The 25,377-nt window shown below is 56.6% G+C and carries 20 protein-coding genes; 7 read left to right on the top strand and 13 right to left on the bottom strand.

The genetic code is table 11. The features are described 5' to 3' along the window. Position 1: 1 nt before the first annotated feature. Positions 2–1,699 (bottom strand): Hsp70 family protein, encoded by a 1,698-nt coding sequence (locus tag IBT47_RS11180; RefSeq protein ID WP_200560508.1) that lies wholly within the window; start codon positions 1,697–1,699, stop codon positions 2–4. Between the two features lie 38 nt (positions 1,700–1,737). Beyond that, entirely contained in the window at positions 1,738–3,429 is a 1,692-nt protein-coding gene (gene dld, locus IBT47_RS11175) for a D-lactate dehydrogenase (RefSeq protein WP_200560507.1), read from the bottom strand. 606 nt (positions 3,430–4,035) lie between these two features. On the opposite strand from dld, the gene IBT47_RS11170 reads away from it, so the two are divergent. Continuing rightward, entirely contained in the window at positions 4,036–5,430 is a 1,395-nt protein-coding gene (locus tag IBT47_RS11170; protein ID WP_200560506.1) for an amino acid permease, read from the top strand. Between the two features lie 188 nt (positions 5,431–5,618). Here the strand turns inward: IBT47_RS11170 and gdhA are convergent, their stop codons facing one another. Beyond that, positions 5,619–6,962, bottom strand: a complete 1,344-nt coding sequence (gene gdhA / locus IBT47_RS11165) for an NADP-specific glutamate dehydrogenase (protein WP_200543108.1) — start codon at positions 6,960–6,962, stop codon at positions 5,619–5,621. A gap of 887 nt (positions 6,963–7,849) precedes the next feature. On the opposite strand from gdhA, the gene IBT47_RS11160 reads away from it, so the two are divergent. Next, positions 7,850–10,015, top strand: coding sequence for a TonB-dependent siderophore receptor (locus IBT47_RS11160; protein WP_200560505.1), 2,166 nt, complete (start codon positions 7,850–7,852; stop codon positions 10,013–10,015). A 14-nt stretch (positions 10,016–10,029) separates the two neighbouring features. Next, on the top strand, positions 10,030–11,472 hold the full coding sequence (locus IBT47_RS11155; RefSeq protein ID WP_200560504.1) for an FAD-binding oxidoreductase: 1,443 nt from the start codon (positions 10,030–10,032) through the stop codon (positions 11,470–11,472). A gap of 45 nt (positions 11,473–11,517) precedes the next feature. Here IBT47_RS11155 and IBT47_RS11150 read toward each other — a convergent pair whose 3' ends face one another. The 3 genes from IBT47_RS11150 to IBT47_RS11140 form a co-directional block, all read right to left on the bottom strand. Continuing rightward, positions 11,518–12,717, bottom strand: coding sequence for a multidrug effflux MFS transporter (locus tag IBT47_RS11150; protein WP_200560503.1), 1,200 nt, complete (start codon positions 12,715–12,717; stop codon positions 11,518–11,520). 202 nt (positions 12,718–12,919) lie between these two features. Beyond that, the gene (locus IBT47_RS11145) at positions 12,920–13,474 is read right to left on the bottom strand and encodes a TetR/AcrR family transcriptional regulator (RefSeq protein ID WP_105592228.1); all 555 of its coding nucleotides are present in this window, start codon (positions 13,472–13,474) and stop codon (positions 12,920–12,922) included. Between the two features lie 239 nt (positions 13,475–13,713). Next, positions 13,714–14,736, bottom strand: a complete 1,023-nt coding sequence (locus tag IBT47_RS11140) for a LacI family DNA-binding transcriptional regulator (RefSeq protein WP_200560502.1) — start codon at positions 14,734–14,736, stop codon at positions 13,714–13,716. Positions 14,737–15,023: 287 nt separating this feature from the next. Here IBT47_RS11140 and IBT47_RS11135 point away from each other — a divergent pair, with 287 nt between their 5' ends. From IBT47_RS11135 to IBT47_RS11120, 4 genes are all read left to right on the top strand, one after another. Further along, complete coding sequence (locus IBT47_RS11135; RefSeq protein ID WP_200560501.1) at positions 15,024–15,947, top strand: substrate-binding domain-containing protein; 924 nt, start codon at positions 15,024–15,026, stop codon at positions 15,945–15,947. Between the two features lie 268 nt (positions 15,948–16,215). Continuing rightward, positions 16,216–17,394: a Gfo/Idh/MocA family protein gene (locus IBT47_RS11130; RefSeq protein ID WP_105592231.1), complete on the top strand. Its 1,179-nt coding sequence runs from the start codon at positions 16,216–16,218 to the stop codon at positions 17,392–17,394. 9 nt (positions 17,395–17,403) lie between these two features. Next, positions 17,404–18,345 carry a sugar phosphate isomerase/epimerase gene (locus IBT47_RS11125; protein WP_123331882.1) on the top strand — a complete coding sequence of 314 codons (942 nt, stop codon included), beginning with the start codon at positions 17,404–17,406 and terminating at the stop codon, positions 18,343–18,345. 111 nt (positions 18,346–18,456) lie between these two features. Next, positions 18,457–19,935 carry a sugar porter family MFS transporter gene (locus tag IBT47_RS11120; RefSeq protein ID WP_200560500.1) on the top strand — a complete coding sequence of 493 codons (1,479 nt, stop codon included), beginning with the start codon at positions 18,457–18,459 and terminating at the stop codon, positions 19,933–19,935. Between the two features lie 42 nt (positions 19,936–19,977). Here the strand turns inward: IBT47_RS11120 and IBT47_RS11115 are convergent, their stop codons facing one another. The 7 genes from IBT47_RS11115 to IBT47_RS11085 all read right to left on the bottom strand — a co-directional run bounded on the left by IBT47_RS11115 (position 19,978) and on the right by IBT47_RS11085 (position 25,047). Then, complete coding sequence (locus tag IBT47_RS11115) at positions 19,978–20,940, bottom strand: KpsF/GutQ family sugar-phosphate isomerase (protein ID WP_200560499.1); 963 nt, start codon at positions 20,938–20,940, stop codon at positions 19,978–19,980. 2 nt (positions 20,941–20,942) lie between these two features. Next, entirely contained in the window at positions 20,943–21,710 is a 768-nt protein-coding gene (locus IBT47_RS11110; RefSeq protein ID WP_105592235.1) for a DNA-binding transcriptional repressor, read from the bottom strand. A gap of 92 nt (positions 21,711–21,802) precedes the next feature. Beyond that, entirely contained in the window at positions 21,803–22,165 is a 363-nt protein-coding gene (gene gutM, locus IBT47_RS11105) for a transcriptional regulator GutM (protein ID WP_200543098.1), read from the bottom strand. Positions 22,166–22,208: 43 nt separating this feature from the next. Then, on the bottom strand, positions 22,209–22,988 hold the full coding sequence (gene srlD / locus IBT47_RS11100; protein ID WP_105592237.1) for a sorbitol-6-phosphate dehydrogenase: 780 nt from the start codon (positions 22,986–22,988) through the stop codon (positions 22,209–22,211). A gap of 13 nt (positions 22,989–23,001) precedes the next feature. After that, the gene (locus IBT47_RS11095) at positions 23,002–23,370 is read right to left on the bottom strand and encodes a PTS glucitol/sorbitol transporter subunit IIA (protein WP_105592238.1); all 369 of its coding nucleotides are present in this window, start codon (positions 23,368–23,370) and stop codon (positions 23,002–23,004) included. Positions 23,371–23,383: 13 nt separating this feature from the next. Beyond that, a complete protein-coding gene (locus IBT47_RS11090; protein ID WP_200560498.1) occupies positions 23,384–24,484 on the bottom strand; it encodes a PTS glucitol/sorbitol transporter subunit IIB in 1,101 nt (366 codons plus the stop codon). A 14-nt stretch (positions 24,485–24,498) separates the two neighbouring features. Further along, a complete protein-coding gene (locus tag IBT47_RS11085; protein WP_105592240.1) occupies positions 24,499–25,047 on the bottom strand; it encodes a PTS glucitol/sorbitol transporter subunit IIC in 549 nt (182 codons plus the stop codon). Positions 25,048–25,377: the final 330 nt, after the last annotated feature.

The following is a 25,377-nucleotide window of genomic DNA, read 5'->3' as shown; positions in this document are numbered from 1 at the left end:
GTTACTGGGTCCAGTTATCGTAGCGGGACAGCATCTGCTCCAGATGCTGACGGAAATCAGCAATCTGACGTACATCCTGGGTTTCCAGCAGCTGTTCAAACGCCGACAGCGCCGCATCAATCTGCTGCCGCTCTTCGCCCAGCAGGAAGCGATAAAGCTCGTTGCAGCGCGTCAGCACCCGGCGGTTTTCCGGCCGATCGCGCGGATGCTGCTTCAGCGAGGCCAGCCGTTGCAGGCTCTGCTGGATCTCCTCCGCGCTCATCTGGCCCGGCACGTTTTCAATCACCAGCCGGCTGATGGTATCCGATGCCGACGTGCGGCACTCCACTTCCAGAATGCCGTCCAGCGTATAGGTAAAGCGCACGTCGATGCTGACTTCACCCGCCTTGCGCGCCGGTACTTCAAGTTTAATGTCGCCCAGCTGGATATTGTCCTTCACCCGCCGCCCTTCTCCCTGGTAGATCTCAACTTCCACCAGGGTCTGATTGTCGACGGCGGTACACAGGGTTTTCTCCATGCTCACCGGCAGGAAGGTGTTGCGCTCAATCAGCGGCAGGAAGAAGCCCGCTTCCTGGCGGCCATGCTGCTCGCGCATTGTCGCCACCCCCAGCGAGTACGGCATCACGTCGGTGAGGATCACGTCTTCTACCGCGCTGTCCTCCATCACCATCCCGGCCTGCACGCCTGCACCCAGCGCCACCGCCTGGTCAGGATGCAGGTCGTGGCGCGGGAAGCGGCCAAACAAGCGGGCCACGGTCTGACGGATCAGCGGCATACGCGTAGCGCCGCCCACCAGCAGCACGTGATCCAGCTGATCGAGAGTGAAACGGGCATCCTGCAACGCCTGGCTGACGGGCCGCTGGAGGCGGGCAATCAGCTCGCTGCAAATCTCGGCAAACTTCGCCTCGCTCAGCTCCCACTGCCAGCGCTTATCCTGCCATTCCAGCTCGGCGGTGGCGGGAGAGGACTGGGTGAGATCGCACTTCAGGCGTTCGGCCAGCTGGGTGAGGCTGGCGTAGAGTGCACCTTCCGCCTGATTCAGCTCGGGGAACTGCTGCTGCATCCAGCGCAGGATCGCTGCGTTAAAGTCATCGCCGCCGAGGAACACGTCACCGCTGCTGGAACGCACTTCCACCACGCCGTCGAACATATCGATAATCGACACGTCAAAGGTGCCGCCGCCGAGGTCAAAGGTCAGGTACTTTTGCTGCTGGTTATTCAGCAGGCCAAACGCCAGCGAGGCGGCGGTCGGCTCGTTCAGCAGCCTTTTCACTTCCAGCCCGGCCAGTTCACCGGCAGTTTTCACCGCCCGGCGCTGCACGTCGTTGAAATAGGCCGGCACGGTGATCACCGCGCAGGATACCGGCTGACCGAGGGCGTTTTCCGCATCCTCTTTCAGCTGACGCAGCAGGATCGCCGACAGCTCCTCGGCGCGGAAGCTCTGTGCGCCAAGCTTAACCGTGGTTTCGCTGCCCATATGGCGCTTAAAGCTGGCGGCGGTGAGGTGAGGATGCGACTGTAATCGCGCCTTAGCGGGCTGGCCCACCAGCATATTGCCCACATCGTCCACGCCGACGACCGAAGGCGTCAGAAAATCGCCAAAACGGTTCGGCACCAGTTCTGAACGCCCGTTGCGCCACAGGCACAGCAGGCTGTTTGAGGTGCCAAGATCGATACCAATAACTAAATCGGTGGTCATTCACGCTGTCCTTGTTAACCCGCCCGCGCGGGTAAATGTTATGCCCAGTTCTTTTTCTTGCTGGTTTTGCCGATACCCGGATTACAGCTGTTGGTCGGGTCAAGCTGATGAAAATGCTGCTCGTGCTCGCTGGAGGCGTGATACAGATGGCCGATATTGTGCTCCGCCGGGTACTTCGCTCCGCGCCGATCGAGGTATTCCAGCACCGCGTCTTTAAAGGCCGCGCCGTCCACGCCGGGCTTCAGGATGTAATCCTGATGATTGACCAGACAGAAGAAGTGGCCGCAGCAGGACCCTTCCAGTACCTGCGCCTGGAGTTCCGGCGGCAGCTGGATCATCCACTGCTCGTCGTTACGCCGCAGCGCCACGTCGAAGGCAATCAGCCGACGATCGGTATTGATGCCGTAGTAGTCGCAGTAAAAAACGGTGCAGGCACCGACGCCGAAACGCACCAGAAACGCATCGCCCTGCTCCGCTTCCGTGCAGTGGAACCAGTCGCCGTTGCGCTCGGCAAAGAACGCGGTCAGCAGGCGGTTCATCGCGGCGGCTTCTTCGTGCGCGACCTTGATCATCAGATGATGCTCATAGCGGCGATGCCACGACAGCAGGCGCGGCGAAATCGTCGACGGCGTCAGCCGGTTGCCCAGCTGGATCAGCTTATCGATGGTGTTGGCCGGCAGCAGCTTGAGCTGCTTCACCCGAGCATCCCAGCGGGCTTTTTTCTGCATCAGCCCCGGCAGTGCCGACGGCCCCAGCCGCTTAATCGACAGCAGCATATGGCGGGCATAGCGCAGCGTCAGGCGGAAGGCATTGCGATGAATGTATTCCGCCTGAATCGGCAGCTGTTCAAGGCTTTCAATCAGATAGCGGCGCAGCTCCAGCAGCACCTGCTCATCGTTGGTGCCAATATAGAAGGTGTCTTCCTGCGGCGTGGCGTCAAAGGTGGCGAGGCGCACGGCAAACACAATCACCTTTCCGGCGCAGCCCGCGCTGTCGTGCAGATACTGCGGATTGCCGTTAAAGCGCGTTGGCGTGACGGCATCCACATCCTTAATTACCGAGGCGTAGTCGTCGGCCCAGATTTTCCCCTGCCAGTCGGCGGCGGTGCCGGTGGTGTAATCGCCGGATTCCAGCCGGGCAATCATCTGCTCCGGCTCGGTGCCCAGATCGATACCCAGATGGTTCACCAGCTCCAGCCGACCGTCGTCGGTAATGCGGGCAAACAGTGATTTTTCGGTAAACGCCGGGCCGCGCTGTAATAGCGATCCGCCGGAGTTGTTGCAGATGCCGCCCACTACGGAGGCACCAATGCAGGAGGAACCGATCACCGAGTGCGGTTCTTTGCCGTACGGCTTCAGGCTCTCTTCCAGTTCGGTCAGCGTGCTGCCGGGAAACGCCACGATCTGCTGCGCATTATCGATCACCTGCACCCCTTTGATTTTTCGGGTGCTGATAATGACCACCGGGCGATCGTAATCGTCTCCGTGCGGGGTCGATCCGCCGGTCACGCCGGTATTGGACGCCTGCATCAGAATAATCACGTCATTTTGCTGGCAGACCTTAAGCGCCTGCCAGAGCTGAATCAGTGTTGCAGGCAGCACCACGGCCAGCGCGTCACCGTGGCCTACGCGAAATCCTTTGCAGTAGTACGCTTTCTGATAGCTGTCGGTAATCAGACCGTCGGCACCGACCACCTTGCCAAGCTGTTGTAGGGTATTGGCATGTTGCATAGCGGGTTGACCTCTCCCTGGAAGATTGATGTGCGCAAAGAGTGTACCTGACACTTTTCCGCCAGAGCTAGCACTGTTCGACAGAAAATGCCGCGGTTTATCGGCGGATAAATCCACAACATTGATAATGATTTCAGCCAGTTCGGGAATTTCAGAGAGATCTTCGGTGAAAGCGCATTATGCAGAGGCGATCGACTGGATGACCGGCCGTTCGTCCAGAAATAGCGCGCCGCATTTTTATTCTGACCGTGGATTATTTTTCTGAAAAAAACGGCAGGAAAGGATGAATAAATAGTTAGCTTTTTAGCAGCCATAGGCAAAGTATTTTTATGCATATTTTATTCACACAAAATGCATAAAATTAATTTTTCCTCTGTTTTTCAGAAACTTGAATGTGATCAAAAAGTGAATAATTCCGAGCTATTCTGTGTTGACATTGTTATTCCCCACGGCCAGCATTAGGCCACTCGCTCACCTCCCGCCAGCGGTTCTGGCCTGAGTGAAGGCCATACGGCGCTGTCCGTTTTCTCGTCGCGTAGTACGCCTGCCCCCCTTTTCCATCGGGACGGGATTGCTTTGCCTGCAAAAAAATATTGAGAGGATGCCATGTCTGACCAAGCGGATGCGCAGCAAAATCTGCACCGGGGCCTGAGTTCCCGCCATATCCAGCTGATCGCCCTCGGCGGTGCCATCGGTACCGGGCTGTTTATGGGGGCAGGTAAAACCATTGCCGTTTCAGGAACCTCCATTCTGATTACCTACGTGGTGGTCGGATTCTTTATGTATATGACCATGCGGGCGATGGGTGAGCTGCTGCTGACCCGGCTGGACTATCGCTCATTTGCCGACTTCGTGGCCGACTATCTGGGGCCGAAAGCCAGTTTCTACCTGGGCTGGTCCTACTGGCTGAGCTGGGTAGTGACCTGTATTGCCGATGTGGTGGTCTGCGGCGGCTACGTGCAGTACTGGCTGCCGGAACTGTCGCCGTGGATACCGGCGCTGTCAACGCTGGCGCTGCTGTGCCTGCTTAACCTGCTGTCGGTAAAGATGTTTGGCGAGGCCGAGTTCTGGTTCGCCATTATCAAGGTGATTGCCATCGTGGCGCTGATCGTCACCGGCGGCTGGATGATCGCCAGCGGCTGGACCTCGCCGGATGGCGTACAGGCGTCACTCAGCAACGTCACCAACCCGCAGGTGTTTATGCCGCACGGCATTGTCGGCTTCTTCGCCGGTTTCCAGATCGCCATCTTCTCCTACACCGGCATTGAGCTGCTGGGCACCATGAGCGCCGAAACCCGCTCGCCGGAACGCGTACTGCCGAAGGCGATTAAAGCCATTCCGATGCGCATTATCATTTTCTACGTGCTGTCGATGGTGGTGATTATTGCCGTGACTTCCTGGCAACATATCGCGCCGGATACCAGCCCGTTCGTCACCCTGTTTGATAAAGCCGGGCTTCCGGCGGCGGCGGCGATTATCAACTTTGTCGCCCTCACCTCGGCAATGTCCTCCGCCAACAGCGGCGTTTACTCCAGCACCCGCATGCTCTACGGACTGTCGGTTGACGATCACGCCCACTGGCAGTTCCGCATTCTGTCGCGCACCACCTCGATTCCGGTTCACAGCCTGCTGTTTACCTGCTTCTGTATGCTGATTGGCACGCTGCTGCTGTTCCTGGTGCCGAACGTGATGACGCTGTTCACCGTGGTTTCGACCCTGGCGGCGATTCTGGTGATCTACAGCTGGGCGATGATCCTGATTGCCTATCTGGTATACCGCAAACGTCGCCCGGACCTGCACCAGCGTTCCACCTTCAAGATGCCAGCGGGCATCGCCATGAGCTGGCTGACCCTGCTGTTCTTCCTGTTCTCACTGGTGGTAATGGTGTTTGATGCCGATACTCTGACGGCGCTGTGTACCATGCCGCTGTGGTTCATTCTGCTGGAGTGGGTCTGGCGGGTGAAGCAGCGCAAAGCGCAGGTTGAGTCAGAGGCGCTGTAGCTGGCTGAACGTAATAGAATAACGGGCGCGTTGTCGCCGAGAATAACGGCAGGCGGCAGGCCACATAATAAAACAGGCTCTGCCGGGTAACCGACAGAGCCTGTTTTGCAGAAGACGGCGTCTTTACGGATGCCGCCTGCTGATGCCGCCCGGTGGGCACAATCGCCCACCGCAGACGGCCTGAACGCTTACAGTACGCCCTGCGCCAGCATCGCATCGGCAACTTTAACGAAGCCCGCGATATTCGCGCCGTGAACGTAATGGGTCTGCTTGCCTTCACCGCCGTGCTCAACGCAGGCGTGGTGAATATCCAGCATGATGTGCTGCAGACGAATATCCACTTTCTCAGCCTTCCAGCTCAGACGCGCGGCGTTCTGCGCCATTTCCAGACCTGACGTCGCCACGCCACCGGCGTTAGCCGCTTTGCCCGGTGCGAACAGTACGCCCGCATCCAGGAAGGCATCAGTTGCCGCAATCGTGGTTGGCATGTTTGCGCCTTCGGCAACAGCCTTCACGCCGTTTGCAATCAGCTGCTTAGCAGCTGGCAGATCCAGTTCGTTCTGCGTGGCGCACGGCAGCGCGATATCCACCGGCACGCTCCACGGCTGCTGGCCAGCGAGGTAAACCAGGTTGCGTTCGCGTGCGTAGTCTTCCACGGTGCCGTAACGTACGTTTTTGATCTCGGCCAGATGCGCCAGCTTCTCGGTGGTGAAGCCTTCTTCATCCACCACGGTGCCGCCGGAATCGGAAGCGGTGATGACACGCGCACCCAGCTCCAGCGCTTTCTCGATGGCGTACTGCGCCACGTTACCGGCACCGGAAACGGAAACACGGCTGCCTTCAAAGCCCAGACCGTGGCGCTTCAGCATTGCATCGGTGAAGTACACCAGGCCATAACCGGTGGCTTCAGGACGGATCAGGCTGCCGCCGAAGGTCAGACCTTTACCGGTGAACACACAGCTGGTGTTGTTGGACAGCTTTTTCATCATCCCGGACATAAAGCCCACTTCACGGCCGCCCACACCGATATCACCCGCCGGAACGTCGGTATCCGGGCCCAGGTGGCGATACAGTTCGGTCATCAGCGCCTGGCAGAAGCGCATCACTTCCGCGTTGCTTTTGCCTTTCGGATTAAAGTCAGAACCGCCTTTTCCCCCGCCCATCGGCAGCGTGGTCAGTGCGTTTTTAAAGGTTTGTTCAAAGCCGAGGAACTTCAGAATTGACAGGTTTACAGAAGGATGGAAACGCATACCGCCTTTGAAAGGACCAATAGCAGAGCTGAACTGCACGCGCCATGCGCGGTTCACCTGTACCTGGCCACGGTCGTCGGTCCAGGCTACGCGAAACTGAATGGCTCGCTCTGGTTCCACCAAACGTTCCAGCAATCCCTGCTCCTGATACTGCGGGTTCTGTTCCAGAAACGGCCACAGAGAGGTAAAGACTTCACGTACCGCCTGCAGGTATTCCGGTTGATTAGGGTCACGCTGTTGGACGGAGGTTAGAAACGACTCCAGAGAGTTAAAACCTTTCATTACTAAATCCTTCTGACTGTGGGATGTCACTGGTGCTAATTAAGAGTTATTTGAATAGCCAGTGAGGTAATATTGTGCGTCAACGACTATATCATCGCTTTTCAAGCGCACAACAAAAAAGTTTTGCACCTTTAATCGCCTGAAAACCTATATCGAGCGACAGGATGACGCACGAATTTCGTGACTCATCATCGTCCAGGGCACGGCTGGCGTGCTCTGCAAGGGATCGCGCTAAAATCAACCATGCCAATACAAGCCATTTGGCACCATAACAAAAAGACCATAATTACATAATGTTAAGATAATCTATAAGAAAAAATTATGACGAATAAATGCTAATTAAAGTTAATCATAAAGACACATAAAAATTAAAGACACGGTAAAAACACCCGTTAATTCACATTTTTTACAATGGTATTAAATAACCCAAAATGATTATTAAACCTGATTAACATTCGCGAATAAAAGCCATTTAAGGTGGCACACTTATCACTAAAAGCATAAAGGCAATGCTCAAAACCTGGAGATAAAATAATCCATTACTTATCGAAGTAATAGTTCAGGCTACCGCAAATTCCGACAAGTATTAGCCTCTGACGTCACATCACGAATTGTTATTATCCGCTTAAAACACCCTTATCTTCGCCGTTTAAAAAGCGCCATCCTTTTCTCCAGGAATACGATCTCTCACTTAACCGGTCATTCTTGCCACCACCATTCCCGATAAATAGGCACTGTTTTTGAAGGGATTAATAAGTTGTACATATGTACACTTTTTTGTTTACATCCTTTAATGAGAATGCATATCATAAACATCCTTATTAAAAAAATGCGCTTATCTTATGAAAACCACGACTTTTGTTGCGTTCAAACCTCTCAGGGTACTGATGCTTTTCGCGCTATACGGCATCCTGCCTCCCGCGTATTCCGCTGATGCGGATGGCGATAATCCACTAAAAAAAGAAGAGTCCGCTGAACAAACCTTATTCGTCACCGCCGAAGAGGAGATTAAACAGCAGCCGGGCGTGTCGGTCATTACCGCCGAAGACATCAGTAAACATCCTCCGGTTAACGATCTCTCAGATATTATTCGCAAAATGCCGGGCGTGAATCTCACCGGCAACAGCAGCACCGGCGCCAGGGGAAATAACCGGCAGATTGATATTCGCGGAATGGGCCCGGAAAACACGCTGATTCTGATCGATGGCAATCCGGTCACCTCTCGCAATGCTATTCGCTACGCGTGGGACGGCGAACGCGACACGCGCGGCGACAGCAACTGGGTACCGGCTGAAGAAGTTGAACGTATTGAAGTGATTCGAGGCCCCGCAGCGGCACGTTACGGTTCCGGCGCGGCGGGCGGCGTGGTGAACATCATCACCAAACGGCCAACCAATGCCTGGCACGGCTCGCTGAGCTATTTCCTCAATCAGCCAGAAAGCAGCAGCGAGGGGAATACCAACCGGACCAACTTCAGCCTCAGCGGCCCACTGGCGGATGAAGCATTAACGATGAGACTGTACGGCAGCTGGAATAAAACCAAAGCCGACAGCCCGTCGATTAATGGCACAGATAACAGTTCGGGTTTAACCCCTGCGGGACGTGAAGGCGTACGTAATAAAGATATTAACGCCGTGCTCTCCTGGAAACCGACCAACAATCAAACTCTTGATTTCGAAGCGGGCTACAGCAGGCAGGGAAATATTTACGCGGGTGATACTCAGTTCAGCCTGGCTTCTGATGCCACGAAGGCGCTGGCGCAGTCCGGCGCGGAAACCAATAAGCTTTATCGGCAGAATTTCGGCATCACGCACAACGGCATCTGGGACTGGGGCCAGTCTAAGCTGGCATTCCAGTATGACGGAACGCGCAACAGCCGACTCGATGAAGGCCTGACCGGGCGCACGGAGGGGTCGATTAAAGACGGGGCCGGTTTCATCACCAGCCAGCTGCGGAACTACCGGGTGAACGGCGAGATTAACTTCCCCGTTGACTGGCTGCGTGAGCAGACCATTACCCTTGGCGCGGAGTGGAACCGCTCCGAGCTTGAGGCCCCGAATTCAGCACTGCAAACGCTGATTTCCGGCGATGCCGTCAGCGGCGCGGCGGCAAACGGCAGCCATGTGAAATCCCACTCCGATCTGAGCGGCATCTATTTCGAAGACAATATTCAGGCCACCGAAACCACCCAGGTGATACCGGGTCTGCGCATGGATTACGATAACCGCTTTGGCAGCAATTTCAGCCCCAGCCTGAATCTGTCACAGGCGCTGGGCGAATACTTTACTCTGAAGGCCGGTATTGCTCGGGCGTTCAAAGCGCCAAACCTGTATCAATCCAGCCCTGGCTATCTGCTTTATTCCCGGGGTAATGGCTGCCCGCTCACCGTGGGCTATGAGCCCTGCTACCTGGCGGGCAATGACGATCTCAAACCGGAAGTCAGCGTGAATAAAGAGATCGGGCTGGAATTTAATCATCAGGGCTGGGCCGCGGGTATTACGTGGTTCAGAAATGACTATAAAAATAAAATTATCGCCGGTAATGATTTCCTTGGCGCAACGAATTCCGGTACCGCCATCCTGCGCTGGGAAAATACCGGAAAAGCGGTGGTGGAGGGTCTGGAAGCCAACGTCACCGTCCCGGTCAGCGATGCGCTGAAATTTAATACTAACGCCACTTATATGATTACCTCCGAGGATAAAACCACCGGAAATCCGCTGTCGATTATTCCTGAATACACCATTAACTCAACCCTCGACTGGAAAATCCGTCAGGACCTGTCGGCGAACGTCAGCTACACCTTCTACGGCCCGCAAAAGCCACGAAAATATGCCGTTAACCATACCGAGTTAAATAACGGCCTGGATCAGACCCGCGTAGGATCGTATGGACTGGTGGGCTTAAACCTGCAGTACCAGATGACGAAGAACCTCGATCTGAAAACCGGCATCAGCAATCTGTTTGATAAAGAGATTAAACGCCGGGCCGAAGGGGCCTCAACCTACAACGAACCGGGCCGGGCGTATTACTTCGGCGCTACCGTATCATTCTGAGGCGAGGAACAGAGATGTCAGTCAGTCGTCGTAAATTTTTAATGGGAGCAGGATGCGGTATTGCCGGTGCAGCGGTGGGCTTTACGGCGGGGGTGTTTACCGCCGCCCGCCCCGGGTACATTTCCGCTTCGCAGATCCCGCGCGCTCAGGCAGTGTCAACCCAGGCGGATCTCCCGGCGGAAGCCGACGTGGTGGTGATTGGCGGCGGCATTGCCGGAATATCCACCGCGTTGTTCCTTAATGAAAAGAAACTGAACGTGGTGGTGCTGGAAAAAGGCGTCGTCGCCGGAGAGCAGTCCAGCCGCGCATTCGGCTGGGTTTATTCCAACCACTGGGATTTGGGCAAGTATGAGTTAGCCAATCAGTCCAAACGTATCTGGTCGGGCTTTGCCAGCCGCTTTGATACCGACGTGGGGTTCAGAGCATCGGGCAACTACGTCATAATGCACACCGATGAAGAAATCTCAGCGGCAGAAGAGTGGCTGAAGCACGCTCACGCGCGCGATCCGCAATGCGATGCCCGCATCGTTTCCGGTGCAGCGATGAACGCCGTTATTGCCGGTGCCGGGGACAAATATAAAGCGATGCTGTATCAGGCCAGCGACGGCACCGCAGAACCGGTCTGGTCCGTCTCTCGTATCGCCGAAGGTGCCATGCGGGAAGGGGTGAAGATTGTTGCGCCCTGCGCCGCACGCACCATCGAATACGCAGCGGGCCGGGTTGCGGGCGTCCATACCGAACAGGGCTTTATCAAATGCCAGAATGTGGTCCTGGCGGGAGGCGCCTGGTCGGCTCTGTTCGCCGAGAACGCGGGCTATCATCTGCCGCAGCTGTCGATTGACTCTTCCATGATGCGCATCAGCAGCGCTGAAGGAACCTTACCCGGCGCGGGCTATGGCCCCGATTTTGTCTGGCGGCAGATGGCAAATGGTGAAACCTCAATTGGGGTGATGCAGCATATCGCGCCGGTGACCAAAGCCAGCTTTAAGTACCTGACCGATTTCTTCCCCAGCCTGCGCTATTCATCGGACCTGCTGAAGATAACGTTCACCCGTGATTTCTTCCATTCGCTGAATATGAAATCACGCTGGTCGGCACAGGATATTACGCCGTTTGAAGAGATCAGGATGCTATCCGGCCAGGTTGACCACACGGCAACGCAGGAGGCGCTGGCAAACCTTCGCCGTGCCTGGCCTGCCTATCAACAGACTACGGTGAAAGAGCAATGGGCCGGAATTATTGATGCCAGCCCGGACTCAACGCCCTACATTTCCGCCGTCGCCAACCGCAACGATATTTACGTGATAACCGGCTTTTCAGGAAATGGCCTGACGACCGGCCCGGCGGCTGGCCAGATGCTGGCGCAGTTGATAGCCGGTGAACAGACCACCTGTAATCCTCATATCTACCGCTTCAACCGCTTCAGCGACGGTTCGCCGTTCACCTTCCGCCACTGATCCTGCCGGTATTCCAGCCCGCGCCTATTGATGCGCGGGCTGTTTTTATGCGTCTCTGACCTGCGTACAGAGCACGATGGCTAACAGACCGCAGAGCAGAATACTCAACGCCAGGCTTAACGGGCCCTGTGGAAACAGGCTGATAAGATAGCCAATCAGCGATGAGATCAGATATTGCAGTGCCCCCATTACCGCCGCTGCCACCCCAGCGGAACTACCGGCATTCTCCATCACTAATGCCATAATATTGCCGTAAATCAGGCCTAATGACCCCATCGCAGCGGCCAGCATCACGGTAAAACCCAGCGCCGTGACGCCATGCATCACCAGCACCACCGCCAGCAGCAAACCCATCGCAGCATGGAGCCCCAGACCGAGTATCGTCACCGCCCTGGCCGACATCCCCAGGTTCAACAGCCACACGCTAATAAAACCGGCAACGATGCTGACCAGCGCGTTAAGCGCAAAGATATAGCTGAACGACTGAGGAGAGAGCGCATAGAAATGGGTGAAGATAAAAGACGAGGTTGCGATGTAGTTGAACAGTGAGCCCAACGCCACGCCGCTGGCGATGGTGTAGAGCATATAGCGACGGTTTTTGAATACTGCGGCATAGGCGCGCAGAATCGACCGGGGATGCAAAGGCGTGCGTTTTGCCAGCGGCAGAGAATCAGGCAGCGATGCGGCACACCAGAAAAAACCCGCCGTCCCCAGCACGCCAAGCATCATAAAAATAAGCCGCCAGTCGCCCAGACCCAGCACGTAGCCACCAACGACCGGGGCCACTACCGGCGCGATCATCATCACCTGCATCAAAATCGTAAAGATCTTTGCCGCCTCGCCGTCGCTGTAGCGATCGGAGACGATGGCTCGCGGGCTGACCAGTCCTGCCGACGCGCCCAGCGCCTGCAAAAACCGCATCACAATCAGCATTTCAACGGAGGTCGCTGCCGCCGCGCCAAAGGACGCTGCGGAAAAAAGTGCCATTCCCGCCAGCACCGGCGTTCTGCGGCCGTACCGATCCAGCAGAGGACCATACAGCGCCTGCCCTATTGCCAGCCCGGCAAGAAAAATAGCCAGTGTCAGCTGCATGCGCCCCGCATCGGTATTAAACGCAACGGCCATATCCGGCATGCCGGGAAGGTACATATCGATTGCCATCGCATCAAGCGCCGTCAGCAAAGAGAGCAGGACAATCAGCGCCGGGCTGATGCGGCCAGCATCATGTGTTTTTACATCGGACATTCATTCACCCATAGTTTTTGCTAGTGAAAGTCAGGATTAACCGGTCACGATAAGAGACTGCGCCGGAAGAGGTGACAATTTTACTAAACATGTACATTTGTACAACTTTTTTCGGGTAAATGCCTTGCTGGCAAAATAAAAAGACACCATTGCTGATGTCTTTTTATTTAAATCCTGTGAGAGGTCGGGTTAAATGACAAAATCATTTATGAAGCAGCAGATGAATGGCCGTGACTAAATTTTCTTCGTCAAAAAGAATGCTGTCGGGTTCCAGCACGCTGCGCATCAGCAGCGAGTCAATCATCGAGGAGAGGAGCTTTGATTTGAGTAAATCTTCCGTGACGTATTTCAACATCATATCTTCGATAATCAGCAGCCAGCTGAGGCTGAGTGGCCGAAGCGAAGGCCGGGATATCGCCGCAGCATACATCTCATATTCGTGATGGATAAGCTTCCTGTCCATTAGCGTGGTAATGAGGAATTTTATCACAATATCGGCAGGTGGCAGCTCAGCATGCTGAGAGAACCACTTCTCTGTTATTTCTTTGAAATCTGAAAGATAAGACTGCATCGCAGCTTCTAACAGATCGTCAAGGCTCTTAAAATAGTAGGTGGTCGATCCCAGCGGCACCCCGGCCTCTTCGGCAACGGCGCGGTGATTGCACTGGTTTATACCCTGCTTGCGCAAAACTCTCATGGTTGCATCAATGATAATTTTTTTCTTCAATTTTGCCGCAGTTCGAGTTTCGCCAGCCATGCTAAATACACCCCGTTAAAAAACTTCGCGGATCATAGCATTCCGTCGAAAATCTTACCAACGTTAATAAAAGTCGATATTATTACGGTGGATGACAAATGAAATACAACGATCCACCCTGATGCAATCACTCATCAGAAAATAATATTTAATCATTGAATACAATTAATTTACGGAAAAATGAGATTATAAGAAATAACGGAATGTGCACATTAAACATCACATTCCGTCTTACACGATTATTTCAGGCGATTCTTCAAATGGGATCGCCGGATGCGTATTTCACCTTTCCGCCACTCCCCCTGCGGCGTGGCCTGATCATCAATCAACCGGTTCAGCGCTTCGGTAATCAGCAGATCAATACGCTGGCTGAACGTGGTCAGCTGCCAGCCTTCGGCAGCGGCATCATCGATATCGTCAAAACCAACAATGCCGATTTCGCCCTGATGCCCGGCCAGCCTGAGGGCTTCAAGCGCACCCAGCGCCAGAATATCGTTCTCACAAAACAGCGCATCCACCCACTGCTCTGCGGGCACCGATTGCAGATAGTCGGCCATCGCCCGGTAGCCTGAATGCCGGTCGTAATGCCCGGCGGTCAGCAGCACGCCGACATCATGGCCCGCATCCTGCAACCGCGCACGGTAGCCTTCCATTCGCTGCAAATGATCGTTGCTGGTATCCGGTCCTTTCATGTAGCCGAAGCGATGATATCCCTGCTGCAACAGCAGGTTAGCGATATCGCGCCCCGCCTGGATGCCGTTGATATTGACCACATCGATATCATCCGCATCGTTATTGCGGCACACCTGCACCAGCGGAATATGCAGCATGTCGTGCGCTACGGCGATCAGTTCGTCGGTCAGCAGCGTACCGAGAAACAGAATCCCGTCCACCTGCAGCTGGTCAGCCATGGTCATCACCGAGGTGTAGTTTTCTCCCGGGGTGATATTCAGCGTCAGCGCCATGCAGCCGCGTCGCTGCAACTGGCGAGTAACGGCGTCCAGCAGCATCATCAGATGCGGGTTTTTCAGTTCATCGATAACCACACCGATGATATTGGTTTTCTTCTTCGACAGGCTGCGCGCCAGCAGATTTGGCCTGTAGCCCAGTTCGCCTGCCGCCGCCAGCACTTTTTCGCGCGCCCGGTCGGACACCGACGCCCCCGGCGTAAAAGCCCGTGAAACGGTCCATTTCGACACACCGGCCCGCTTTGCCACGTCGTTGGCGGTAGTTTTATGGTGCATTTTAGTTTTTGTTGTCATAGCCCCTGCGTTTCAGAGTTTGCCCAATCTGCCCTCTGCATTGAACGCTAAACCCGGCGGAAAAGAAATCGAAAAACAAAATGCAATCGGGTGCAAAATGTTAAATTTGTGTGATCAAACGCAGTGATTTTCACTTTCGGTGATTGACTAATTTTTAGGCGTGGAAGACATTTCCATCACTCCCCCGGCGAAAGCAAATTTCTTCTTCGGCGGAGTACCCCTCTGTTTGCACCCGGTTGCATTCGTAATGCGAATCAGCCGACAACCTTATGATATGGAATAAAAAAATGAAAAATATCAAAGTGCTGCTGTTGATGTTCTGCTCGCTGTTTATGTTCCAGGCCCAGGCCAAAAGCTATCAGGTCGGCGTGGCCCTGGCGAACTTCGATTTAAACTTCGTTTCCATTCTTCGCACGCAAATGATCGCCGAACTGAAAAACCAGGGGATGAACGGCCAGTTCTCCGATGCCAAAGGTGACGTGGCGTTACAGATCCAGCAGGTGGACGATTTTATCAACCAGGGCGTGGATGCCATCATCCTCAATCCGGTGGATACTCAGGGGGTTAAACCGGCGATGGATGCCGCCAAACGCGCCGGCATTCCGCTGATCTTTGTGAACCGCAAGCCGGAAGTGAAGCTGGAAGGCATGCAGGCCTACGTGGGTTCCGACTCGGCGCTCAGCGGAAAAATGCAGATGGAAGAGCTGGCGAAAAAAATGAACTACAAAGGCAACGTGGCCATCCTGATGGGCGCACTTTCCACCGAAGAAGCCCGCGAGCGCACCCGCGCGGTTGAAGAAGTGATCGCCAAGCATAAGGACATGAAAGTTATCGAGAAACAGAGTGCAAAATGGCAGCGTAACGAAGCCGTTGACGTTACCGCCAGCTGGCTGCTGAACGGCACAGCGATCGACGGGATTGCCGCCAACAACGACGAAATGGCCATCGGGGCGATTATGGCGCTGAACCAGGCAAAACGCAGCAACATCGTAGTCGCGGGCATCGACGGTACGCCGGACGGGTTACAGTTTATCAAGAATGGCGAAATGGCGGTGACCATCTTCCAGGATGCCAAAGGCCAGGCCATCGGTTCGGTAAAAGTGACCAAAGCGATGCTGGAAAAACAGCCGACCGAAGCCTACAACTGGGTCCCTTATGAAGTGGTGACAAAGCAGAACTACGCCAGCTTCGCAGAGAAAAACGCGAAGTAATCACCCGTATCTCCCTGTTTTTAACCCGGATAATGCCCATATCACAGCGGGTCTGCCTTCGGTAGATCCGCTTTTGCACCCGGGTGCATTTTGTTGAATTTTTGTGATCCGGATGGTGAATTTTGCATCAGGTCGATTGACTTAATCTTCGCCATCTCTAAAAGTGCAGCACATGACAAGCAACAGCAACACCGCTTATCACCGTCTGTGAAACCCGTTTAACGCCCTTTTTTGCACCCGGGTGCAAAACAACATTCAGGAGTCAGATATGCTTAACGGCGAAAGAAAAATCCCACGTCCACTGCGCTGGGCCATGATCGGCGGCGGCCGCCTGAGCCAGGTGGGTTACAAGCACCGCAGCGGCGCGCTGCGCGATAACACCGCCTACCAGCTGGTGGCCTGCGCCTTCGATATCGATGCCGCACGCGGCCGCGATTTCGGCGTCAACCTCGGCGTGGCGGCAGAGCGCTGCTACGACACCTACCAGCAGCTGCTGGCGGAAGAAGCAAAGCGCGAAGACGGCATCGAGGTGGTGACCATCGCCACGCCAAACGGCACCCACTATGAAATCACCAAAGCCGCGCTGAACGCCGGTATTCACGTAATTTGTGAAAAGCCGCTGTTCTTCACCACCGCCGAAGCACGTGAAATCAAAGCGCTGGCGGCGGAAAAAGGACTGATCGTTGGCGTGACCTACGGCTTCTCCGGCCATCCGCTGCTGATGCAGATGCGGGCGATGATCGCCAACGGCGAAATCGGTGAGGTGCGCATGGTGGAACTGCAATACACCCACGGCTTCAGCGCTAACGACAGCGCCGACAAATTCAGCGAAGCGCAGAAATGGCGCGTGGACCCGAAAATTGCCGGACCAACGTTCGTGCTGGGTGACATCTCCACCCACACGTTCTACATCTCCCAGCTGGTGCTGCCGGAGCTGCATATCAAATCGCTGCTGTGCGACCGCCAGAGCTTTATCCCGTCGCGCGCGCCGCTGGAAGATAACGCCATGGTGCTGATGCACTACGAAGGCGGCGCGGTCGGCCGCATGTGGGCTTCTTCCATCAACGCCGGTTCCATGGACAGCCAGTTCATCCGCGTGATTGGTTCCAAAGCCAGCCTGCAGTGGAGCGACTACAACCCGGGCGAGCTGAAGTATGAAATTCAGGGCCAGCCGACCCAGACCATGCACCACGGCATGCCGTACCTCGATGAAAGCGCGCTGGCCGACGAACGCCTGGGCGCGCTGCACACCGAAGGGCTGGCCGAGTCCTGGGCCAATATCTACCTGAAATTCGCCATCGCCATCAGCGCGCAGCAGCGCGGCGACCGTCAGACGCTGGAAAACCTGATCTACCCCGATATCGACGCCGGTCTGGAAGGCGTTCGCTGGATTGAAAACTGTGTACGTTCCGCCGACAACGGCTCCACCTGGGTTAACTACGAGTAAGGTTCCACCATGAAATTATCATTCTGTACCGACAGCCTGGGCCACCTGCCCTTTGAAGCGATGCTGGATAAACTGCTGGAACTCGGCGTGACCGGCGTGGAAATGACCACCGGCGGCTGGTCTTCCGCCCCGCATCTGCGCACCGACGAGCTGCTGGCCAGCCCGGCTAAGCGCCAGCAGGTTCTTCAGGCGCTGGAAAGCCGCGGCATGCAGATCGCCGCGCTGAACGTCTCCGGCAACCCGCTCGATCCGGGCGAACTGGGTCAGCGCCATAAGAGCGACACCGATAAAGCGTTACAGCTGGCGGGCCACTTTGGCGTGAAGAAAATCGTGATGATGAGCGGCCTGCCCCCGGCCAGCCCGCAGGACACCATCCCGAACTGGATCACCTACACCGTCAGCTGGCCGCCAACGCTGAAAAACTGCCTCGACTACCAGTGGAATGAAGTGGCGATCCCTTACTGGCAGGGGCTGGTTGCACGGGCGAAAGAGTGCGGTGTGGAGAAATTCGCGCTGGAAAACTTCAGCTCAATGCTGGTGTGGAACCCGGAAACGCTGTTCCGCCTGCGCGACGCCGTTGGCCCAACGGTCGGCCTGAACCTCGACCCGAGCCACCTGCTGTGGATGGGCGCCGACCCGATTGCCGCCGCCCGCGCCCTTGGCCCGGCGATCCATCACGTTCACGGCAAAGACGTGCGTATGGAACGCGGCCTGGTCGGCATCAACGGCCTGCTGGAAACCAAACCGGTGGAAGACGTTGCCAACCGCGCGTGGAACTACGTGGCCGTCGGCTGCGGCCAGGATCTGCAGTGGTGGAAGGAGTTCTTCTCGGTGGTGCGCATGATGGGCTACAACGACTGGGTTTCTCTGGAGATGGAAGATCTCACCATGTCGGTGGAAGCGGGCGTTACCTCCTCTATCGCCGCTTTGCAACAAACCATCAGCCAGTAGTTCCGCTTTCCGGTGGCCGCCGTGCGCGGCCACCCGCATCCGTCATTTCAATCCCCGACTGGCCAATAACAACCACACCACATAGCCCAGTCTTTATCCGGAGTGTGAATTTTGGAACATTACCTCTCTAAAAATCCGGCATCTGGCCCTAACAGTAAAACCCGGACCGAACCCTTAGTTAAAGTGATCACCGCCATCGCCACTCTCGGCGGCCTGCTGTTTGGTTACGATACCGGGGTGATCTCCGGTGCCCTGCTGTTTATGGGGCCGGAACTGCAGTTAACGCCCTTTACTACCGGGCTGGTCACCAGCTCCCTGCTGGTCGGTGCGGCCACCGGCGCGCTGGTGTCCGGTAGTCTGGCCGATCGCCTGGGACGGCGGAAAATTATTCTGATCCTGGCGATTATCTTCGCCGTTGGCGCGCTCGGCACGGCGCTGGCACCCAACCTGGAGGTGATGCTGATTTCCAGGGTGATCCTCGGCCTCGCCGTGGGCGGCGCGGGCACCACGGTGCCGGTCTACCTGGCCGAAATTGCCCCGGCCAACCGGCGCGGGCAGCTGGTGTCCATCAGCGAACTGATGATCGTCACCGGGCAGATGCTGGCCTATATGTCCAACTTCGCCTTTAACGAAATCTGGGGCGGCGAACACACCTGGCGCTGGATGCTGGGCATCGCCACGCTGCCTGCGGTGCTGCTGTGGTTCGGCATGCTGTATATGCCGGATACGCCGCGCTGGTACGCGCTGAAGGGCCGCTTTGCCGAAGCGCGCGACGTGCTGAACCGCACCCGGGCAAAGGAAGACGTGGACTGGGAGATGATGGAGATCGAAGAAACCATGACCGCCCAGGCGCAGGAGAAAGGTTCACTGCGCGACCTGCGGGTGCCGTGGATGCGGAAAGTGTTTCTGATCGGCGTGGGCTTCGCCTTCTTCCATGCGGCAACGGCGGTGAACAGCATTATGTATTACGCCCCGGTTATCCTGCAAAACACCGGCATGAGCACTAACGCCGCGCTGTTTGCCACCATCGCCAACGGCGTCGTTTCGGTGATTATGGTAACGATCGGCATTCTGCTGCTGGGCTACATCGGGCGACGTAAAATGGCTGCGCTGGGGCAGATTGGCTGCACCTGCTGCCTGTTCCTGCTGGCGGCGATCTCGGCGTTTATGCCGGAGCATATTGGCAGCGAGGTCAACCTGCTGCGCAGCTATCTGATCTTAGGCTCGATGCTGCTGTTCCTGTGCTTTATGCAGGGTGCCTACGCGCCGGTGATCTGGCTGATGCTGTCCGAAATGTTCCCGGCGAAAATTCGCGGCATCTGCATGGGCGGCGCGGTGTTTGCTCTGTGGTGCTCCAACGTGATTATCGCCATGTCGTTCCCGGTGCTGCTGGCATCGTTCGGGCTGGCCAGCACCTTTGCGATATATGGTGCGGTGGGCATCGTCGGCATTATCTTCGTGCTGAAATATATCCCGGAAACCCGTAACCGCAGCCTGGAACAGATTGAACACTATCTGCGTGAGAAGTATGACGAAGAGCGTGTGATGAAAGCCCAGAAGCGCCAGAAAACGGCGCGCCAGGCGGGCTGATAATCAGTAAGGCGGCGGCAGAACGCCGCTGCCGGAATAGGATCAGATCCCCGCCTCGCGAATATCATGGGCGTTAATCGCACCGATAATCGTGCCGTCTTCGCCCAGCACCGGCGCAGAGGAAATTTTGCGCTGCTGGAACAGCGCCAGCGCTTCGGCGGCATGCTGGGAAGCCAGCAGCGTAAAGCCCGGAGTGCTCATCGCCTCCTTCACCGGGGCGGCAATCACCCCGCCCTTCAGCAGCCAGCGGCGCAGGTCGCCGTCGGTAAACACGCCGTTCAACGCGCCGTCCTCGCCCGTGACCGCCACCAGCCCTAGCCCGGTGCGGGTCAGCTCAAACAGCGCATCGGTAATCGTGGCGTCAACATTCACACGGGGGATTTTCTCCCCGGTACGCATAATATCGCCCACCAGGCACAGCAGGCGCGCGCCCAGGCTGCCCGCCGGATGGGTGCGGGCATAGTCCTGTTCGCTGAAGTTGCGGGCGCGCATTAGCGCAATCGCCATCGCATCGCCCATAATCAGCGTATTCACCGCCGATGAGGTCGGGGCCAGCCCCAGCGGGCAGGCCTCTTTTTCCACGTGAATATTAATCCAGCGGTCGGCGGCCTGCGCCAGCGGGGAGGCGGCATTGCCGGTAAAAGCAATAATCCCCACCGGCAGCGCCTTGAGCAGCGGGATAATGCGCACAAACTCCGCGGCGTGGCCGGAGTAGGAGATCAGAATCACTACATCACCGGCAGAAATCATCCCCAGATCGCCGTGCAGCGCTTCGGCAGGATGCACGTAAAACGCCGGAGTGCCGGTGCTGGCCAGGGTGGCGGCAATTTTTCTGCCGATATGGCCGGACTTGCCGATGCCGCTGACAATCACTTTGCCACCGCAGCCATGCACCATCATGCAGGCCTGTACAAAATCGTCGTTCAGCCTGTCGGGCAGACTGGCGGCTTCCTGGAGTTCGGTGGCAATCGTCTCGCGCGCCGCGTTTAATAAAATGTCCCGCACGGTTATTTCTCCCCGGCAATAATGACCTGAATCCCTTTTTCCCGCAGCTGAGCGACGGTTTCATCCGCCACTTCGCTGTCGGTGATCAGCACGTCGACCGCATCCAGGCTGCACACCACGTTCGGGCTGCGGCGACCAAATTTGGAGGAGTCGATCAGCAACACAATCTTCTTCGCCGCGCGGCACATCGCCTGGCTGACGGCGAAGACTTCGTTAAAGGTGGTGACCCCAGCGGTAATTTCCACGCCGTCGGCACCGATAAACAGCGTATCAAAGCTGAAGTGGCTGAAGGCGGATTCCGCCAGGCTGCCGTGGAACGAGGCGGAGGTGCTGCGGTAGGTGCCGCCGGGCATCAGGATCACCTGATCGTTGTTCAGCTCCACCAGCTCGTTGACGATGCCGAGGCTGTTGGTCATCACGGTGATATTATTGAAGCGCGCCAGGTGCGGCACCATTTGCAGCACGGTGCTCCCCGCATCAAAAATCAGCGAGTCGCCCTCGTGGATCAGCCCTGCCGCCAGCGCGGCGATGCGCTTTTTCTTCTCTATGTTAATCAGCGTTTTTCTGTCGATGGGCTGATCGCCTTCATCGCGGTTCAGCATCACGCCGCCGTAGGTACGGATGACCGCGCCTTCCTGCTGAAGGCGGGCAAGATCCTTGCGGATAGTGGTTCCCGTGGTATTGAAGTGCGCTATCAGCTCCTCCACGGTGGTGCGTCCCTTATCCTGAAGATAATCGAGAATTTGTGCCTGGCGCTGTACAGGTTTCATAAAACGGTCCTTTGCAATATCTGAACTGTTCCTCTTCACCCCGGACGGCATAACGCGTGATGCAAAGGATTAATCTTTCAGAATGAAAGGTATCACCGTTTATTTGAAATGGCTAATGCCAGCGCCTGCTGCGCGGATTTATTACGTGGAAACATGATCTCGGGACGGATTTCACTGACCAGTTTGCCGGTCAACGCCCCTTCACTCTGCGGCCGGGAGAACACCGTCAGCCCCTTCATCAGGAAGTTGCCGGTCACCCGACGATCGTCGTCCAGGCTCAGCACCACGATTACACGAGGCTTAAAGCGCCCCGCGGAACGGCCAATGCTGATGTGGCCGTTATCGGCCATGTCGGCCAGCGCCTGGTTAAAGCGGCGGATTTGCACCCAACCCAGCGCGATTTGCCCCAGCCAGGCCACCCCGGCCAGACAAATTAAGGTATTAACCGGATCCATCTTCTTCCCTCCAGAACCGGCAGCCGAAGCTGCCGGTATGTCATCAGAACATTACCTGTCCGCCGGTGATATTCACCGATTGTCCGGTGCAGTAGGCGGCTTTATCGCTTGCGTAGAACAGCAGCACGTTGAGGACATCCTGATAATCGCAGCCGCGTTTCAGCGGCACCTTATCAATATAGTGCTGCTCCACCTCTTCCGGCTCGATGCCCAGCTTCTCGGCATACTGCGGCAGCAGCGACTGGAACATCGGCGACTTCAGCAGGTTACCCAGCATCAGTGAATGCACGGTAATGCCGTATTCGGCCAGATCCAGCGCCAGCGACTGGGTCAGCCCCACGCCGCCAAATTTGGCCGCGCTGTAGCCGGAGTTGTGCTTGCTGCCCACTTTACCGGATTTGGAGTTGATCTGGATGATGCGGCCTTTAATACCGTCGCGGATCATCAGCTTAGAAAACTCTCTGGCACAGAGGAAGTACCCCACCAGATTCACCTGCAGCGACAGGTCAAAATCGCTCAGCCCAAACTCGGTAATCGGTGCCGCCCGCGCCACGCCTGCGCTGTAGAGCAGCAGGTCGGAACGGCCAAAGGTTTCATCCACCGCCGCGGCCAGCGCCACCACGCTGGCTTCTTTCGTGGCATCCGCCTCAAAACCGGCAGCGCGCCCTTCCCCATAACGGCTGTTAATGGTGTCCGCAACGCGGCGGGCGTTCTGAATATTAAGGTCAGCAATCGCAACACGATAACCGGCTTCCGCCAGCCCTTCGCACAGGTAAGCACCCAGCGTCTGACCGCCACCGATGACTACAGCAACCTGATCCATCATTCTCTCCTGGTTATTCACTCAACATACGAAACTTCTGGCCCGCGCCAATCGCCGACGGCGCAGCGCCGGAGACGTGGACGGTACCGGGAAACTCGGCTTCAGCCGCGCCGTCAAAACGCACGGTGATATGCCCGAGGTCGCGCAGGTTTTCCCGCGCGACTTCACCGACTGCGGTCACCGGCCAGTGCTGTTCGCCAATAGCCAGCACCGACCCGGCGCCAAACGTGCCGCCGTTGTTAATATCGGTGCGGTGGATAAAGCAGTACTCGGCGACATCCTCCGGCGCGCCTTCGCCGAAGGTGATAATAAAGTTGTCTTCCAGCGCCGACATGGCCTCTGCGCCGACGGCGACAAACGTGGATTCGTAAACGGTTTTCATACGTTCTCCCCTGTTACTGATAAATAAACCCGGACGCTGCCCAGGCAAGAAGGACCGCCGGTGCGCCGGTCAGGAAGCGTCCAACCAGCACCGAAGGCACCCCGACGCGAACCGTCTCCTGGCGCGCATCGGCCAGCGACAGGCCGACCGGAATAAAGTCACACGCGGCCTGGGAGTTGATGGCGAACAGCGCCGGTAAAGCCAGATGCGGTGGGATATTGCCAAGGCCGATCTGCACGCCAACCAGCACCCCGATCACCTGCGCAATCACCGCGCCCGGGCCGAGGAACGGCGACAGCAGCGGGAAGGAGCAGATCAGCGCCAGCGTTACCAGCCCGACCGGGCTGTTGGCCAGCGGCGTGAGTCCGTGCGCGATCAAATCCCCCAGCCCGGAAGCCATAATGATGCCGATCAGCGCCGAGACGAACGCCATAAACGGCAGGATGGTTTTCAGCACGGTATCGATGGTTTCACGACCCGCCTGGAAGAACACCGCCACCACCGAGCCCATGCCCATACCGACTTTCGCCAGCAGGCCGTCGCTCTGTTCGGTGATTTTTTTGCTGGTATCGTAGTCACGCGTGCCGGAAGCCGCCGGAGCTGAGCCGGTGCCAGCCGCTGATGCAGAGGCAGCAGCCGATGCTGACGCTGAAGCTGAAACCGGGGCAGTCGCCGCCGAGGCTGTGGAACCCGCCGATGCCGACGCGCTGCCGGACTCCAGCGTATCCGCCTGAGCCGCCGCGCCCTCTGCCACAATGTTGATGTCGCCTGGGCGCACGCCGGAAACGTAAATATCCTCGACGATATACTGCGCCAGCGGGCCGGATTTGCCGGTGGCGTGAATGTTGACCGTGGGAATACGGCGCTTCGGATAGATACCGCAGCGCAGCGTGCCGCCGCAGTCGATCACCGCCACGCCGATCTCTTCCGCCGGTGGTTCACCTTCTTTAAAGCCGTCTACCGCTTCCCAGCCGGTGACTTCCCGCAGGCGGTCGACAATCGCCGGACGCGTTCCTGCGGTGATATAAACAATTTTTTTGCCTGGTGTAGCCGTCAGAGTCAGCGGGCCGCCCCAGCCGCTCTCGCCTTTTTTAATCTCAATCGTGTTAGCCATCGTTTACTCCGCGCTTATAAACGAACCTGACGGTCCAGTTGAATACGCATTTTTTTCTCAAAGATGGTGGTGGTCAGGTCGGTCACCCAGCCACGGAAGAAGTTCATGATCATGCCGACCAGCAGATAGCTGACCGCTAACGGACCCAGCGGCAGGTTCAGCGTGGTCAGCCCGTTGGCGATGCCGAGATAGACGAACAGTTCGCCGGGGTTGATATGCGGGAACAGGCCGTTCATTGAGTGGCAGCTGTAGGAGGCCGAGGCGTAATAGCTGGGTTTGTATTTTTCCGGCAGAAACTTGCCGAGGCTTAGCGTCATTGGATTACAGAAAACAAAGGTGCCGATCACCGGCAGGAACAGATAGCGGGATACCGGGTTCCCGGCACAGCGCTGCGCCAGACGTTCGATGCGCTGCTGGCCGACAAATACAATCAGCGCGTTCATAACGACCAGCAGGCTGATCAGCAGCGGCAGGATGCCGGTCACCATGCCGACAAACACTTCTCCGCCTTTTTGGAAGAGGCCGATAAACCACTCGGCCCCGTGGGTGATGCTTTCAATCATTTTTAACCCCTCGCGTAGAGAACAGATAAAACGTTCTTATTCACAGCGCTAAGAAGGTAGATCGAAAATCATTTAAAAAAAGCAATCTATATCACAAAACGATTATAAAATCTTTCATTGTGAAAGAAACAATGAAAGGTAAAGTCTTTCATTTGTGATGAGAAGTGGATGAAAAGCCGTTTATTGGGGGAGTTTTTGGCATGGGCGGGAGTTAGCGCTGGCTGGCAATGCCCCCGGTCGGGCTGCTACAAAGTCGGGTGTTAGCGCTGGCTGGCAGTACCCCCGGTCGGGCGGTCCTCGCGCCGCTTCGCGGTCCCTTCACTTTGTTCG

The organism is Erwinia sp. S43, from assembly GCF_016624745.1.
Lineage (GTDB): Bacteria > Pseudomonadota > Gammaproteobacteria > Enterobacterales > Enterobacteriaceae > Erwinia > Erwinia coffeiphila.
Note: the sequence above shows the minus strand (reverse complement) of the source record. Positions and strands in the feature narration are given on the sequence as shown.